This window comes from Blastococcus sp. Marseille-P5729 (assembly GCF_900292035.1).
In the GTDB taxonomy this organism is placed as follows: Bacteria; Actinomycetota; Actinomycetes; order Mycobacteriales; family Antricoccaceae; genus Cumulibacter.
Window position 1 is genome coordinate 711,810 of record NZ_OMPO01000001.1, and the last position, 13,518, is coordinate 725,327.

A 13,518-nucleotide genomic window follows, 5' to 3' on the forward strand; every position below is an offset into this window, starting at 1 on the left:
CTCAGCGCCCGTGGAAGGCGTCGCGCATCCGGCTGAACAGCCCGCCGGCAGGGTTGGCCTTGGTCGAGGCCTCGCCCTCCTCGCCACGAACCTTGGCCAGCTCGGTCAGCAGCCGGGTCTGCTCGGCGTCCAGCTTCGTGGGGGTGCGGACCTCGAGGTGCACGATCAGGTCGCCGCGGGCGCTCGACCGCAGCCGCGGGACTCCCTTCTCACGCACCGTGATCCGCTCACCGGGCTGGGTGCCGGCCTTGATCTCCAGGTCCTCGACCGAGCCGTCGAGATTGGTCAGCTCCAGCGACGTGCCCAGCGCGGCCGAGGTCATCGGCAGCGAGACGCGGCAGTGCAGGTCGTCGCCGTCCCGGGTGAAGATGTCGTGCGGCGCCTCGCGCACCTCGATGTAGAGGTCGCCGGCGGGGCCGCCACCGGGACCGACCTCGCCCTGGCTCGCCAGCCGGATCCGCATGCCGTTCTCGACACCGGCGGGAATCTTCGCGGCGACGCTGCGCCGGGCGCGAACCCGGCCGTCACCGCCGCACTTCGGGCACGGCGACGGGATGATCGTGCCCGTTCCTCGGCACGCGTGGCACTCACGCGAGACCATCATCTGGCCCAGAAGGGTGCGCTGGACGGCCTGGATCTCGCCGCGTCCGCCGCAGGTGCCGCATTCGGCGAGCGACGTCCCTGGGCTGGTGCCCTGGCCGGTGCAGCCGTCACAGACGATCGCCGTCTCGACAGCGAACTCCTTCTGGATGCCGAACGCCGTCTCCTCGAGCGTGAGCTCGACCGGGAGCAGCGCGTCGGCCCCGGGCCGCACCCGGCTCTTGCGCTGTCGCGCTGCCCCGCCGCCACCGAAGAAGGCATCCATGATGTCGCTGAACCCGCCGAAGCCCGCGCCCGGGAACCCGCCGCCCATGCCACCGGAACCCTGGTCGTAGGGATCACCCCCGAGATCGACGATGCGCCGCTTCTCCGGGTCGGTCAGCACCTCGTAGGCACGCGAAACTTCCCGAAAGCGCTCCTGCGCCTCCGGCGAGGGGTTGACGTCGGGGTGGTAGTCGCGGGCCAGCTTGCGGTAGGCACGCTTGATGTCCGCGGCCGAGGCGTTCTTGTCGACGCCCAGCAAGGCGAAGTAGTCCGTTGCCACTGTGCTCCAGTCGTGGTCGAGGTAGGGGGTGGCGGCGCTCAGCCGCTGTTGATCAGCCGGCTGACGTACCGGGCGACGGTCATCACGGCGCCGATGTTGCCGGCGTAGTCCATGCGGGTCGGCCCGACGACGCCGAGACCGCCGAGCAGGTTGCCGTCCTCGCCATAGGCCGCGGTGACGACGGATGTCGACTGCAACCCGGGCGTGGGGTTCTCGGCGCCGATCGACACGTGCACGCCGGCGGTGGCGTTCGACTCGTCGATGAGCTTCAGCAGGACGACGTGCTCCTCCAGGGCCTCGAGGACCTCGCCGAGGCTGGAGTGGAAGTCGGCGGAGTGCCTGGTCAGGTTGGCCGCGCCGCCGACCAGGATCCGCGAGTCGGCCGGTTCGACGAGCGCGTCGATCAGCAGCGTGCAGATGATGGCCATGGCCGGCCGCAGCGACGTGCGGACCTCCTCCGGCAACGTCTCGACGAGCTCGACCGACGCCGAGAGCGGTTTGCCGACCAATGATCGGTTGACCTCGGTGCGCAGCTCGGCGACGTCGTCGGCCGCCAACTCGTCGGGGAGGTCGGCAACCCGCTGCTCGACGCGCCCGGCGTCGGTGATGACGACGACCATGATGCGCGTGGCGCCCACCGGCACGATCTCGATGTGGCGTACGCCGGAGCGCGACAGGCTCGGGTAGCTGATGACGGCGGCCTGGCGGGTCAGTTGGGACAGCAGCCGCACGCTGCGCCGCAGCACGTCGTCCAGATCGACCGCGCCCGCGATGAACCGCTCGATCGCTCGGCGTTCGGCCGACGACATCGGACGCAGCTCGTCGAGCCGGTCGACGAACAGCCGGTATCCCTTGTCGGTCGGGATGCGCCCGGCACTGGTGTGCGGGTGTGTGATGTAGCCCTCTTCCTCGAGAGCCGCCATGTCGTTACGGACGGTCGCAGCCGAGACGCCCAGGCCGTGTCGCTCGACGATCGCCTTGCTGCCTACCGGCTCGTTCGTCGAGACGAAGTCCTCCACGACGGCGCGCAGCACCGCAAGCCGTCGCTGGTCCGCGGACATCGGGCACCTCCTCCTGCTCGTGGTCGCTGGCACTCCGACCGGCAGAGTGCCAGTAGCCCAGTTTACGTGTGGCGCGGTGCCCGCGTCGGGCCCCTCGACCGAAGCGATCTAGACTCCGGTGCAGGTGAGAGCGAGGCGGACGGCGAAGCGACGTGATCTTCAAAGCGGTGGGCGACGGCAAGCCCTACCCGGAGCACGGCCTGACCTACCGCGACTGGGCGCAGATCCCGCCGCGCCAGATCCGGCTCGACGAGCTCATCACCATCAAGCGCGAGCTCGCCCTCGATGCCCTGCTGGCCGAGGAGAGCACCTTCTACGGCGACCTCTTCCCCCACGTCGTCCGCTGGCGCGGAGACCTCTACCTCGAGGACGGCCTGCACCGAGCCCTGCGGGCGGCGCTACATCAGCGCTCCACCGTGCACGGCCGCGTGCTCGACCTCGACGACTCCCATACCCGCACCGATCGCGAAGGTGAGAAAAGCACCCCATGAGCCATCCCGTGCCGTCCCCGGCCCCGGCCCCACGCAAGATCCTCACGACCCCGATCATCGCCGCACTCGCCGCGCTGGCCGTGCTCGCGATCGTGACAGTGATCGTGGTGGTGAACACCAGCGACTCGGACGGCGGCGGCAGCGGGTCAAGCGCCTCCTCCGCCGCGCCGTCGAGCGCCTCGGCGCCCGCCGGCACCCAGGTGACCTCGAGCACACACGGCGTCCGCTACACCTACCCGACCGACGGGTACGACGGCCGCACCTGGGACGGCCCCCTGGACACCGAGCTGGGGATCGTGGAGATGACCGACCTGGTCGGCCTGCGCGCCTGCACCACCGAAGCCGGCCAGGATCTGCTCTACGGCCTGGTCTCCTCCTCCGAGGACCCGGCAGGCGCCGCGAAGACTGTGGCAGTCGACGTCGCCAAGAGCGTCTGGGCATCTCAAGGGGACGCGAAGATCACCGACCCCACCCCTGCCGTGGAGAAGTCTACCGATCACGAGCTCACCGGCCAGCTGGTCGAGATCGACGCGCCGCGGCCCACCGGCGCGGACGAGTGCGGCACGTCGAAGGTGCACATCGCCACCTTCGGATTCGAGAACGCGGACGGCGAGACGGTCGTGTTCGTGGCGTCCTACCGGGTGGACGGCGACCTGAGCAAGAAGCGCGAGGAGATCGATCAGGACGTCGCCGACACCTTCAAGTCGCTCGAGCTGGTCTGATTTCTCGCTCAGCCCTGGTCGGGCCGCACGTCCATCACGACCTCGAACTCGAGCAGGGTCGCGCCCGTCGCGACCGGCTTGCCGTGCTCACCGCCGTGAGCCGCCCGGGCGTCACCGTCCCGCCACGCGGCGTAGGACTCCTCGTCCGCCCAGTGCGTCACGACGAAGTAGCGCGACTCGCCTGCGACCGGACGCAGCAGCTGGAATCCGAGGAAGCCAGGCGACCCGTCCACGGTGTGCGCGCGGGCCCCGAACCGACGCTCGAGCTCGGGGCCGGCCTGCGGCGGGACGTCAATGGCGTTGATCTTCACAATCGACATGCCACAACCCTATGCAGCCCATCGCCACGGTCACCGGTCAGTCCACGAGGTCGCGGATGACGGCGTCGGCCAGCAGCCTGCCGCGCAGCGTCAGCACGACCCGGCCGGCATCGAGCGCCGCTGCATCCAGCAGCCCGTAAGTGACCATCGCCGGCGTCTCGGCCCGGGCTCGAGGGCTCAGCTCTCCTAGCTCGATCCCTTTGCGCATCCGGATCCCGAGCATCACCCGCTCCATCGCGGACTGCTCCGCGGTGAGGGTCTCGCGTCCTTGTGCGGGGCTGAGCCCGCCACCGACTCGCGAGGCGTACGCCGCGGGATGCTTGACGTTCCACCAGCGGACGCCGCCGACGTGGCTGTGCGCACCGGGCCCGGCGCCCCACCAGCCGGCGCCGGACCAGTAGATCTCGTTGTGTCGGCAGCGCGCCTGCGGCCCACGCGCCCAGTTGGAGACCTCGTACCAGCCGAAGCCGGCCGCGCTCAGCACCGCGTCGGCCATCTCGTATCGGTCGGCGTGGACGTCGTCGTCCGGCTCGGCGATCTCGCCGCGCGCGATCCGCCGCGCGAGCGCGGTCCCCTCCTCGACGATCAGGGCGTACGCCGACACATGATCGACCGGCGCGTCGAGGACAACGTCCAGGGTGGCCCGCCAGTCGTCGTCGCTCTCCCCCGGGGCGCCGTAGATGAGGTCCAGGTTGATGTGCTCGAACCCGGCAGCACGAGCCTCACGGGCGGCCGCGACGGCCCGCCCGGGCGAGTGCTGACGGTCGAGCACCTGCAGCACGTGCTTCGCGGCCGACTGCATGCCCAGCGAGACGCGGGTGAACCCGCCGTCGCGCAGTTGCTCGAGAAAGCGGGGCGAGACCGACTCCGGGTTGGCCTCGGTGGTGATCTCGGCATCGGGGGTCAGCCCGAACTCATCGCGGATGGTGTCCACCACCGAGACGAGGTCGGCGGCCGGCAGCAGGCTCGGGGTGCCGCCGCCGAAGAAGACCGACTGCGCCGGCAGGTCGACGTTCTCGAGCACGCGCCGCGCCAGACGCACCTCGTGGCGCACCAGGGCCGCGTAGCTCTCCCTGCTGACGATCGCCGAGCCGTCCCGGGCGGTGAGCTCCCGCGCGGTGTAGGTGTTGAAGTCGCAGTACCCGCAGCGCGTGGCGCAGAACGGGATGTGCACGTAGAAGGCGAACGGCGCAGTCGCGGCTCGTTCGATCGCATCACTCGCGAGCCGGCCGTCGAGTGGTACGACGTCCGTCGAGTCCAGGTCTACCGAAGGCACAGCAGCACGTCCACGCCGTCGGGCAGCCTGCTGGCGAGGATCTGCTCGACCGCCGAGAAGGTCCGGTGATCCACGCGGGCCAGCGTCGCCGCGTGGACCCACACGATGGTCGCCGGCGTGCGCCAGCGGACCTCGGTGAGCGAATCGGCCAGCGCGTCCAGGTTGTGACCGAAGTACTGCGGGAAGTCCAGGGCAGCGGCGAACGACGCGAGCAGCTCTCGTTTCGTCTCCCCGCCGACGACGTACGGGGTGCGCCCGGCGGCGCGCAGCCTGGCCAGCGTGTTCGGCAGCGACTCGTCAGCACCGAGGCACGCGATCATGCGTCCTCCTTCACGATCAAGAACGACTCGTAGTGGTCGGTGGTCCAGTAGATCTCCCCGCCGTCCCCGACGACGAATCGGTGCGCTCCACGGTCGCTGTCGCCGGGCATCTGCACCGTGTACTCGCGGTAGTAGCCCGATGGCTCCTGCGGGAGCAGCCCCTCGTAGTTCCCGAAGTGCCCGCCGTCCTGCTCGAACTCGAACGGTCCGCCGGCCCGGACCACATCGAGCACCTCCTGTGCCTGCGGTGGAAGGTCCGACTCCGCGATGTACGGCAGCCCGCTCGCGGGGTCGGTCTGGCCAGCGTCGGAGGGGTCGGCGTCGGTCTGGTCGGTATCGGAGGGGTCGGTGGTCCCGGTCGCGGACGACGCTGCGGTGGATTCCGACGAGGGCACGGCGTCCGCGCCTCCGGTGTCCTTCAGCAGCAGCCAGGCGCCGAGCGCCACCACCACCAGCACGATCGCCGCGGTGACGGGACGGTCGGCGACCAGCCGGTTGAACGCTCCGGTGAGCTGGGCCTCGGGCGAACGGCGGCGCGAGGCTGAACGGGTGCGACGAGTCACGGGGTGCCTTCTGCTGGGACGCTCGCGCGTGGCGGACGGTGCAGCAGCCGATTCTAGGGAACAACCGCGGCCTGCGAGGCGTAGTAACTAGCAAGACCCCCTTCCAAGCGAGGCAGGAGCCACACCGTGCGCGAGGAGCAGAGCAAGCCCACGATCATCGACGAGGACGGCAAGCCGTTCATCGACGGTGACCAGCGCGCTCAGCAGCCCGGCGGCATCCCCTTCGGCAGTATGCCGTTCGGGTCGGCGCCCTTCGGTGCGATGCCGACACCGCAGATCCCGGAGAAGTACCTGGGCCGCGACGGCAAGCCCTCCCTCTGGAAGATCCTGGGCTGGAAGGGCGTCGCGATCGCGGTGCTGATCATCGCGGCCGTGGCCGGGCTGGCCGCGCTGTCCATCATGGTGGCGATCATCGCGTTGCCGATCCTGGTGCTGATCGGTGCCGTCGCGTGGGTGGCCGGGCGGGTACGCGGCGGCCGGCCGACGAGCTCGACCGGCCGCGCCGTCATCGTGGTGCGTCGCTAACTTCGGTTACGAAAGCGGCCCATCGATCCGCCCGCTCGACGATGAGCGCCGGAGCCCGGCCTACCGGTTGTGGAAACGGATGGCTGGCTACGGAAGTCTCGACCCGAATGCGACGACGTGACTCCGACCGGCGTTCTCACAAGGCGCTGCGTAGTATCCGGTTATGTTCTCTGTCTTCGTATCTGCCCCGAACACCGACGACCCGATGGCCGCGCTCGAGCTCGGCGATCGGCCCGAGCCTGAGATCACCGACGGCTGGGCCCGCGTCCAGGTCAAGGCTGCCTCGCTGAACCACCACGACGTCTGGTCGCTGAAGGGCCAGGGTCTTCCCGCCGAGCGCATGCCGATGATCCTCGGCACCGATGCCGCCGGCCTCGACGAGGACGGCAACGAGGTCCTCATCCACTCCGTCGTCTCCTCGCCCGGCTGGACCGGCGATGAGACCTACGACCCCAAGCGCTCGCTGCTGTCGGAGGTGCACCAGGGCACCTTCGCCGAGTACGTCACCGTGCCGAAGCAGAACCTGGTACCCAAGCCCGCGGAGCTGTCGTTCGAGGAGGCCTCGTGCCTGCCCACGGCATGGTTGACCGCCTACCGGATGCTCACCAAGGATTCGGGCCTCAACCCAGGCGACACCGTGCTCATCCAGGGCGCGTCCGGCGGCGTCGCCACTGCGGCGACCGCGATCGCCAAGGCCATGGGACTGCAGGTCTGGGTCACCGGCCGCTCCGACGAGAAGCGCCAGACGGCGCTGGAGAACGGCGCGCACCAGGTCTTCGAGTCCGGCGCGAAGCTGCCCGGCAAGGTGGACGCGGTCCTGGAGACGGTCGGCGAGGCGACCTGGTCGCACTCGCTGCGCTCGCTGCGCCCCGGGGGCACCCTCGTGGTGTGCGGCGCCACCAGCGGCTTCAACCCGCCGGCGGACCTGGCCCGCGTGTTCTTCCTGCAGATGCGCATCATCGGCTCCACGATGGGCAACCGCACCGAGCTGACGGCGTTGATGAATCTGCTGAAGACGACCGGCGTCCGCCCGGCCATCGACAAGACCATGCCGCTGAAGGACGCCAAGGACGGCTTCCAGGCGATGGTCGACGGCGAGACCAACGGCAAGATCGTCTTCACCGTCTGAGCGCACCCAGCGCTACCGTGGGCGCCGAGACTTCTCGTCCCGGAGCCCACGCTCGTTCTCGGGAGGTACCAATGAGCAGCGACCTGGACGCCGTCCTCGCCGGACAGCAGAGCATCGCGCAGTGGCAGGACGATCTCTACGTCCACTTCCACCGCAATCCCGAGCTGAGCTATGTCGAGCACCGGACACACGACCGCATCGCCGCCGAGCTCGAGCGGCTGGAGGGCGTCGAGGTCATCCACGGATCGGCGAGACCGGGCTGGTGGGAATCGTGCGCAACGGTGAGGGTTCTACGGTGCTCATGCGCGCCGACATCGACGGACTTCCGGTGCGTGAGCTCACCGGCCTGGAGTACGCGAGCATCGTCGAAGGCGTGTCGGTGGACGGCGAGCAGTCACCGATCATGCACGCCTGCGGACACGACGTGCACATCAGCGCGCTGCTGGGGGCCACCCGGTTGCTTGCCGAGCACCGCGAGCGGTGGTCGGGCACCTTCCTGGCACTCTTCCAGCCCGCCGAGGAACGGGCCGGCGGGGCACGCAAGATGGTCGACGACGGCCTGGACGTCCGGATCCCCGCCCCGGACGTCGCCTTCTCGCAGCACGTGATGGCCACTCCTGCCGGCAATGTGCACGCCTGCCTCGGCCCGTCGTTCTCGACTGCGGACTCGATCAAGGTGACCGTCTTCGGCCGCGGCGGCCACGGCAGCATGCCGCACACCACCGTCGACCCCGCGGTGCTGGCCTCGATGATCGTCCTGCGGCTGCAGACCGTGGTCTCGCGCGAGACGCGGCCAGGCGAGTTCGCCGTCGTGACGGTCGGGAAGATGACCGTGGGCTCGAAGGTCAACATCATCAGCGACCGGGCCGAGCTGCAGCTGAACGTGCGCACCTCGACGAGCACACCCGGACCCGCGTGCTGACGGCCATCGAGCGGATCGTGCACGCCGAGTGCGAGGCCTCCGGATCACCGGCACCGCCGACCTTCGAGTACTTCGACCAGTTCCCGATGACCGTCAACGACGAGGCGATCACGCACCGGATCCGCGAAGCGTTCGCCGCCGCGTTCGGCGACCGCTATGTCGAGGAGCTGCCCTCGACCGGCAGCGAGGACTTCAGCGAGATCCCCAACGCGTTCGGGATCCCCTACTGCTACTGGATCATCGGTGGGGCCGACCGCGAGACCTACGCGGACGCCGAGAAGCGCGGCGCTGTAGCGACGGAGATCGCCGGCAACCACTCGCCGTTCTTCGCCCCCGTCATGCATCCGACCCTGGAGTCGGCGACGAAGGCGATCATCGTCGCCGCCCTCGAGTGGATGCCTTCGAGCTAGCGGCCACCAGGTGCACCTGCGCAACCACGCCGGCGCCACCTCCACGCCGATCTCCGGATCATCGATCGGCCTCGCGCTCGGAACCGCCACGGTCTGGTGCATTCTCAGCGGTTCGCCCGCAGCAGCTCCAACGCGTCGGCGAGCGCCTGCTCCTCGTGTTCGAAAGCCAGCGGCGGATGAGCGTCGACCGGCAGCCATTCCACCTGAGTGGCCTCGGAGTCGACCAGACGAGGCTGCTGCGAGTCGTTCACGGTCGCGGCGAAGTAGAGATTGAGGATCGAGATGACGTCGCCCTCGAACGGGTAGGTGTCCATGTAGATTCCAGCCAGACCGGCGATCTGGACGTCAAGGCCGGTCTCCTCCCGCATCTCGCGGACGGCGGCGTCCTGCGGGTGCTCGCCGCTGTCGCAGAAGCCGCCCGGGATGTCCCAATAACCACGCCAAGGATCACGCGCCCGCTTGATCGCCAGGAACCGGCCGTCCCGGACGACGACCACGCCGACCGCCGGACTCGAGTTCACGTACAGGCTGCGGCCGCAGCGCGCACATCGGATCGGCGGGGCGGCATCGAGCGGATCGCCGCAATAGGGGCAATGCCGCCAACCGCAGCGGATCGGCTCCACGACTACTTGGACTTGGCGGCCGCGGCGTCGTCAGTCGACAGCGCGGCGATGAAGGCCTCCTGCGGGACCTCGACGCGGCCGACCATCTTCATCCGCTTCTTGCCTTCCTTCTGCTTCTCGATCAGCTTGCGCTTGCGGCTGATGTCGCCGCCGTAGCACTTGGCGAGCACGTCCTTGCGGATCGCGCGAATTGTCTCGCGGGCGATGATTCGGGAGCCGACGGCCGCCTGGATCGGCACCTCGAACTGCTGCCGAGGAATCAGCTCTCGCAGTTTCCCGGTCATCATCACGCCGTAGGAATAGGCCTTGTCCTTGTGCACGATGGCCGAGAAGGCATCGACCTGCTCGCCCTGCAGCAGGATGTCGACCTTGACCAGGTCGGCCACCTGATCGCCGGCCTCCTCGTAGTCCAGGGAAGCGTAGCCGCGGGTCCGCGACTTCAACGAGTCGAAGAAGTCGAAGATGATCTCGGCCAGCGGCAGCAGATAGCGCAGCTCGACGCGGGTCTCGGACAGGTAGTCCATGCCCTGCATCGTTCCTCGACGCGCCTGGCACAGCTCCATGATGGCGCCGGTGTAGTCCGTCGGCGCAATGATCGTGCACTTCACCATCGGCTCGCGCACCTCGGCGACCTTGCCGACCGGCCAGTCACTCGGATTGGTCACGACCATCTCGGCGCCGTCGTCCATGGTGACGTCGTAGATGACGTTCGGAGCGGTCGAGATGAGGGAAAGGTCGAACTCGCGCTCGAGCCGGTCGCGGGTGATCTCCAGATGCAGCAGCCCAAGGAAGCCGCAACGGAATCCGAATCCGAGGGCGGTCGACGTCTCGGGCTCGTAGGTCAGCGCTGCGTCGTTGAGCCGAAGCTTGTCGAGGGCGTCGCGCAGCAACGGGTACTCCGAGCCGTCGATCGGGTAGAGACCAGAGAACACCATCGGCTTGGGGTCGCGGTAGCCGCCGATGGCCTCGTCGGCCGGCTTGGCCTGCAGGGTGACGGTGTCGCCGACGCGGGACTGCCGCACGTCCTTCACACCGGTGATGAGATAGCCGACCTCACCGACGCCCAGCGACTTCACCGGGACCGGCTCGGGCGAGATGACACCGAGCTCGAGCAGCTCGTGGGTCGCGTTGGTCGACATCATCTTGATCCGCTCACGGGCGGAGATCCGACCGTCGACCACACGCACGTAGGTGATGACGCCGCGGTAGATGTCGTAGACGGAGTCGAAGATCATTGCTCGGGCCGGCGCGTCCGCGTCACCGACCGGCGGCGGGACCTCCTCGACGATGCGGTCGAGCAGTGCGGGTACACCCTCGCCGGTCTTGCCGGACACCCGCAGGATCGAGTCCGGGTCGCAGCCGATGATGCCGGCGATCTCCTGGGCGTACCGCTCGGGCTGCGCCGCGGGCAGGTCGATCTTGTTGAGCACCGGGATGATGGTGAGGTCGTTCTCCATCGCAAGATAGAGGTTCGCCAACGTCTGGGCCTCGATTCCCTGGGCGGCGTCCACCAGCAGGACGGCACCCTCGCACGCGGCCAGCGAGCGCGACACCTCGTAGGTGAAGTCGACGTGGCCCGGGGTGTCGATCATGTGGAGGGTGTAGCCCCGCTCGTCGTTGCCGGCCCACGGGAGCCGCACGTTCTGGGCCTTGATGGTGATGCCGCGCTCTCGTTCGATGTCCATCCGGTCGAGGTACTGCGCGCGCATCTGGCGCTGCTCGATCACCCCGGTCACCTCGAGCATCCGGTCGGCGAGGGTCGACTTGCCGTGGTCGATGTGCGCGATGATGCAGAAGTTCCTGATCAGCGCAGGGTCGGTGTAGTCGGCGGTCACGAACATCCTTCATCGGGGCGAATCGGCAGTCATCCCATTCTGCCGCATCGCACCGGTCACGGGGCTGGCGGCTGGGGCGGGCGCAGGCCGGTGTGGTGGGCCGCGAACGCGAGCAGGTCGATCCATTCGGCCGCCACCATCGCGCGCGGCTTTCCCTTGCCGTGGCCGGTGCCCGTCTCGATCCGCGCCAGGACCGGAGCGCTGCCCCCCTGCGCGTGCTGCAGCGCGGCGGTGAACTTGTAGCTGTGCGCGGGCACGATGCGATCGTCGTGATCACCGGTCAGCACCAGGGTGGCGGGGTATTCCACCCCGTCGCGGATGTTGTGCAGGGGCGAGTAGCCGAGCAAGGTCGCGGCGACCTTCGCATCCGCGGGCGAGCCGTAGTGCGCGGTCCAGCTGGCGCCGGAGGGCAGCTGGTCAAAGCGCAGCAGGTCCAGCAGTCCCACCATCGGCACCGCTGCGCCGATCAGGTCGGGACGCTGCGTGAGTACCGCCCCGACGACGAGTCCCCCGGCACTGCGGCCATGCAGCGCTATCTGTGGCGCGGTGGTGATGCCTTGCTCGATGAGCTCCTCGGCCACGGCGATCATGTCGTCGAACGTGCGCTGCTTGTTCAGACCCCGTCCGGCGTGATACCAGTCGACGCCGTACTCGCCGCCGCCGCGTAGGTTGGCGATGACAAGTACCCCGCCGGCCTCGAGCCACGCCGGCCAGCCGGGGCGGAAGTCAGCCAGGGTGCGCACGTTCAGCCCGCCGTACCCGTACAGCATCGTGGGCCGAGGCCGGTCGAGTGCCAGATCCTCCCGGTGGATCAGGAAGTAGCGCACCATCGTCCCGTCTGCCGACCGGGCGCTGCCGCGACCGACGGTGGCGATCGGTGGCTGCCAGGACGGCGGTCGCTGCCCTGCCGGGCGGCGCATGCTGACCGCGAGCTTCACGATGTCGAAGGTCTCGAGGTCCACGCGAAAGCTCTTCAGGGGGGCCGTCGCCGAGGACATCCCGACGAACAGCTCGGTGTCCGCACTGCGTCCATTCAGCTCGACGACGGCCGTGCCGGCCATCGGGATCGAGGTGGCGAAACGCCCGTCCAGCGAGTACCGGTGCAGCACCGGCATCGCGTCGTCGAGGTGCACCGTGACTAGCGCGCCTCCGGCGGAGGTCACCGAATCCAGCAGGCCGTCCTGCTGCGGGATCACGTCGGTCATCTCGTGTACGCCGGGCGCGATCGGCACCCTCACGAGCCGGAACTGCGGCGCATCGCGATTGGTGCGCACCAGCATCTCGTCGCCGATCACCCGCACCGAGTCGTAGCGCGCATCGGGCTCATCGAACATTCGCACGGCCGGCCCCACCTCGGTCCGGCCACCGGTGGTCAGCGGGAAGGCCCATAGCCGGTTGCTGCTGCTCGTGCCGCTGTACACCTCGACGATCAGCCACCGCCCGTCGTACGACACCTCGGGGTAGGCGTGCAGCCGGGAGTCGTCACCGGTGTCGATGAGCACCTGGTCATCGGTCTGCGCAGTACCCAGCCGATGCAGCTTCAGCAGTCCGGCATGCTGTCGCACATCTCCGGTGGCGTTCTCGGCGCTCGGGTAGTGCAGGTAGACGAAGGACCGGCCGTCGGGAAGCCAGACGGGTGAGCTGAGCTTCGTCAGGGTCAGCTCGTCGTCAAGGTCACGCCGCTCGTCGATGTCGCGGATCCGGATGGTGTTCCAGTCGCTGCCGGCATAGCTGAGCGCGTAGGCGAAGTATCGCCCGGACTCCGAGACTCCCGTGGCCGCGATGGAGGTCGCGCCGGTCTCGTCCAGCCGGTTCGGGTCGACTAGTACCTTTCCGCCCTCGGCCAGACGTTCGAGCGTGGGCGCCCAGCACCACACGTCCTGGGCCTGCGCGCCGTCGTTGCGGCAGACGAAGTAGCGGCCGGCCTTCTTGTAGGGCGTGCCAGAGCGCGGGCGGTTGAGCAGGCGGGTCACCTGCTGCTCGAACCAGGCTCGCTCCGGCAGTGCGGCCAGGTAGGAGCCGCTCAGCGCGTTCTGCTCACGCACCCACTGGTGGGTCTGCGACGAGGCCGGGGCCTCCAGCCAGCGGTAAGGGTCGGCGACCGGGGTGCCGTGAACGTTCTCGACCGCGTCGTCCCGACGCGCGTAGGGGTACTGCACTCGTGCAGGTATACCCTC

Annotated in this window: 15 protein-coding genes; 6 read left to right on the forward strand and 9 right to left on the reverse strand. The window is 69.0% G+C overall.

Annotated elements, in window-relative coordinates; genetic code table 11:
* Position 1: 1 nt before the first annotated feature.
* Together dnaJ and hrcA are read right to left on the reverse strand one after the other, a co-directional pair.
* Positions 2-1,144: a molecular chaperone DnaJ gene (gene dnaJ, locus DAA40_RS03450; protein WP_106848299.1), complete on the reverse strand. Its 1,143-nt coding sequence runs from the start codon at positions 1,142-1,144 to the stop codon at positions 2-4.
* A gap of 38 nt (positions 1,145-1,182) precedes the next feature.
* Positions 1,183-2,205, reverse strand: a complete 1,023-nt coding sequence (gene hrcA, locus DAA40_RS03455) for a heat-inducible transcriptional repressor HrcA (protein ID WP_106848300.1) — start codon at positions 2,203-2,205, stop codon at positions 1,183-1,185.
* A gap of 152 nt (positions 2,206-2,357) precedes the next feature.
* On the opposite strand from hrcA, the gene DAA40_RS03460 reads away from it, so the two are divergent.
* Positions 2,358-2,696: a type II toxin-antitoxin system VapB family antitoxin gene (locus DAA40_RS03460; protein WP_106848301.1), complete on the forward strand. Its 339-nt coding sequence runs from the start codon at positions 2,358-2,360 to the stop codon at positions 2,694-2,696.
* The gene (locus DAA40_RS03465) at positions 2,693-3,418 is read left to right on the forward strand and encodes a hypothetical protein (protein ID WP_158716209.1); all 726 of its coding nucleotides are present in this window, start codon (positions 2,693-2,695) and stop codon (positions 3,416-3,418) included. The genes DAA40_RS03460 and DAA40_RS03465 overlap by 4 nt, the downstream gene beginning before the upstream one ends.
* Before the next feature lie 8 nt (positions 3,419-3,426).
* Here the strand turns inward: DAA40_RS03465 and DAA40_RS03470 are convergent, their stop codons facing one another.
* Genes DAA40_RS03470 through DAA40_RS03485 form a run of 4 tightly spaced genes read right to left on the reverse strand, consistent with a single transcriptional unit; the run spans position 3,427 to position 5,897 of the window.
* Positions 3,427-3,738 carry an antibiotic biosynthesis monooxygenase gene (locus tag DAA40_RS03470; protein ID WP_106848303.1) on the reverse strand — a complete coding sequence of 104 codons (312 nt, stop codon included), beginning with the start codon at positions 3,736-3,738 and terminating at the stop codon, positions 3,427-3,429.
* Positions 3,739-3,775: 37 nt separating this feature from the next.
* Entirely contained in the window at positions 3,776-5,014 is a 1,239-nt protein-coding gene (gene hemW / locus DAA40_RS03475) for a radical SAM family heme chaperone HemW (protein WP_106848304.1), read from the reverse strand.
* Positions 5,002-5,334, reverse strand: coding sequence for a barstar family protein (locus DAA40_RS03480; protein ID WP_106848305.1), 333 nt, complete (start codon positions 5,332-5,334; stop codon positions 5,002-5,004). Before DAA40_RS03480 ends, hemW begins: the two co-directional genes overlap by 13 nt.
* Positions 5,331-5,897 carry a ribonuclease domain-containing protein gene (locus DAA40_RS03485; RefSeq protein ID WP_199849488.1) on the reverse strand — a complete coding sequence of 189 codons (567 nt, stop codon included), beginning with the start codon at positions 5,895-5,897 and terminating at the stop codon, positions 5,331-5,333. The genes DAA40_RS03480 and DAA40_RS03485 overlap by 4 nt, the downstream gene beginning before the upstream one ends.
* A 126-nt stretch (positions 5,898-6,023) precedes the next feature.
* Here DAA40_RS03485 and DAA40_RS03490 point away from each other — a divergent pair, with 126 nt between their 5' ends.
* From DAA40_RS03490 to DAA40_RS16330, 4 genes are all read left to right on the forward strand, one after another.
* Complete coding sequence (locus DAA40_RS03490) at positions 6,024-6,422, forward strand: hypothetical protein (RefSeq protein ID WP_106848306.1); 399 nt, start codon at positions 6,024-6,026, stop codon at positions 6,420-6,422.
* Positions 6,423-6,585: 163 nt separating this feature from the next.
* Positions 6,586-7,551 carry a zinc-binding dehydrogenase gene (locus DAA40_RS03495; protein WP_106848307.1) on the forward strand — a complete coding sequence of 322 codons (966 nt, stop codon included), beginning with the start codon at positions 6,586-6,588 and terminating at the stop codon, positions 7,549-7,551.
* Between the two features lie 301 nt (positions 7,552-7,852).
* A complete protein-coding gene (locus DAA40_RS16325) occupies positions 7,853-8,473 on the forward strand; it encodes a M20/M25/M40 family metallo-hydrolase (RefSeq protein WP_234356221.1) in 621 nt (206 codons plus the stop codon).
* Entirely contained in the window at positions 8,467-8,883 is a 417-nt protein-coding gene (locus DAA40_RS16330; RefSeq protein WP_199849490.1) for a M20/M25/M40 family metallo-hydrolase, read from the forward strand. The genes DAA40_RS16325 and DAA40_RS16330 overlap by 7 nt, the downstream gene beginning before the upstream one ends.
* 104 nt (positions 8,884-8,987) lie before the next feature.
* Here the strand turns inward: DAA40_RS16330 and DAA40_RS03505 are convergent, their stop codons facing one another.
* The 3 genes from DAA40_RS03505 to DAA40_RS03515 all read right to left on the reverse strand — a co-directional run bounded on the left by DAA40_RS03505 (position 8,988) and on the right by DAA40_RS03515 (position 13,500).
* Positions 8,988-9,404 carry an NUDIX hydrolase gene (locus DAA40_RS03505; protein WP_158716210.1) on the reverse strand — a complete coding sequence of 139 codons (417 nt, stop codon included), beginning with the start codon at positions 9,402-9,404 and terminating at the stop codon, positions 8,988-8,990.
* Positions 9,405-9,508: 104 nt separating this feature from the next.
* Entirely contained in the window at positions 9,509-11,341 is a 1,833-nt protein-coding gene (lepA, locus tag DAA40_RS03510; protein ID WP_234356222.1) for a translation elongation factor 4, read from the reverse strand.
* 56 nt (positions 11,342-11,397) lie between these two features.
* Positions 11,398-13,500 carry a prolyl oligopeptidase family protein gene (locus DAA40_RS03515; RefSeq protein WP_106848310.1) on the reverse strand — a complete coding sequence of 701 codons (2,103 nt, stop codon included), beginning with the start codon at positions 13,498-13,500 and terminating at the stop codon, positions 11,398-11,400.
* Positions 13,501-13,518 lie beyond the last annotated feature (18 nt).

Bases quoted from the DNA above. Each gene is read 5' to 3' on its own strand.
- DAA40_RS03480 (WP_106848305.1), bottom strand. From the start codon at position 5,334: ATGATCGCGTGCCTCGGTGCTGACGAGTCGCTGCCGAACACGCTGGCC.
- DAA40_RS03465 (WP_158716209.1), top strand. From the start codon at position 2,693: ATGAGCCATCCCGTGCCGTCCCCGGCCCCGGCCCCACGCAAGATCCTC.
- DAA40_RS03470 (WP_106848303.1), bottom strand. From the start codon at position 3,738: ATGTCGATTGTGAAGATCAACGCCATTGACGTCCCGCCGCAGGCCGGC.
- DAA40_RS16325 (WP_234356221.1), top strand. From the start codon at position 7,853: ATGCGCGCCGACATCGACGGACTTCCGGTGCGTGAGCTCACCGGCCTG.
- DAA40_RS03495 (WP_106848307.1), top strand. From the start codon at position 6,586: ATGTTCTCTGTCTTCGTATCTGCCCCGAACACCGACGACCCGATGGCC.
- hrcA (WP_106848300.1), bottom strand. From the start codon at position 2,205: ATGTCCGCGGACCAGCGACGGCTTGCGGTGCTGCGCGCCGTCGTGGAG.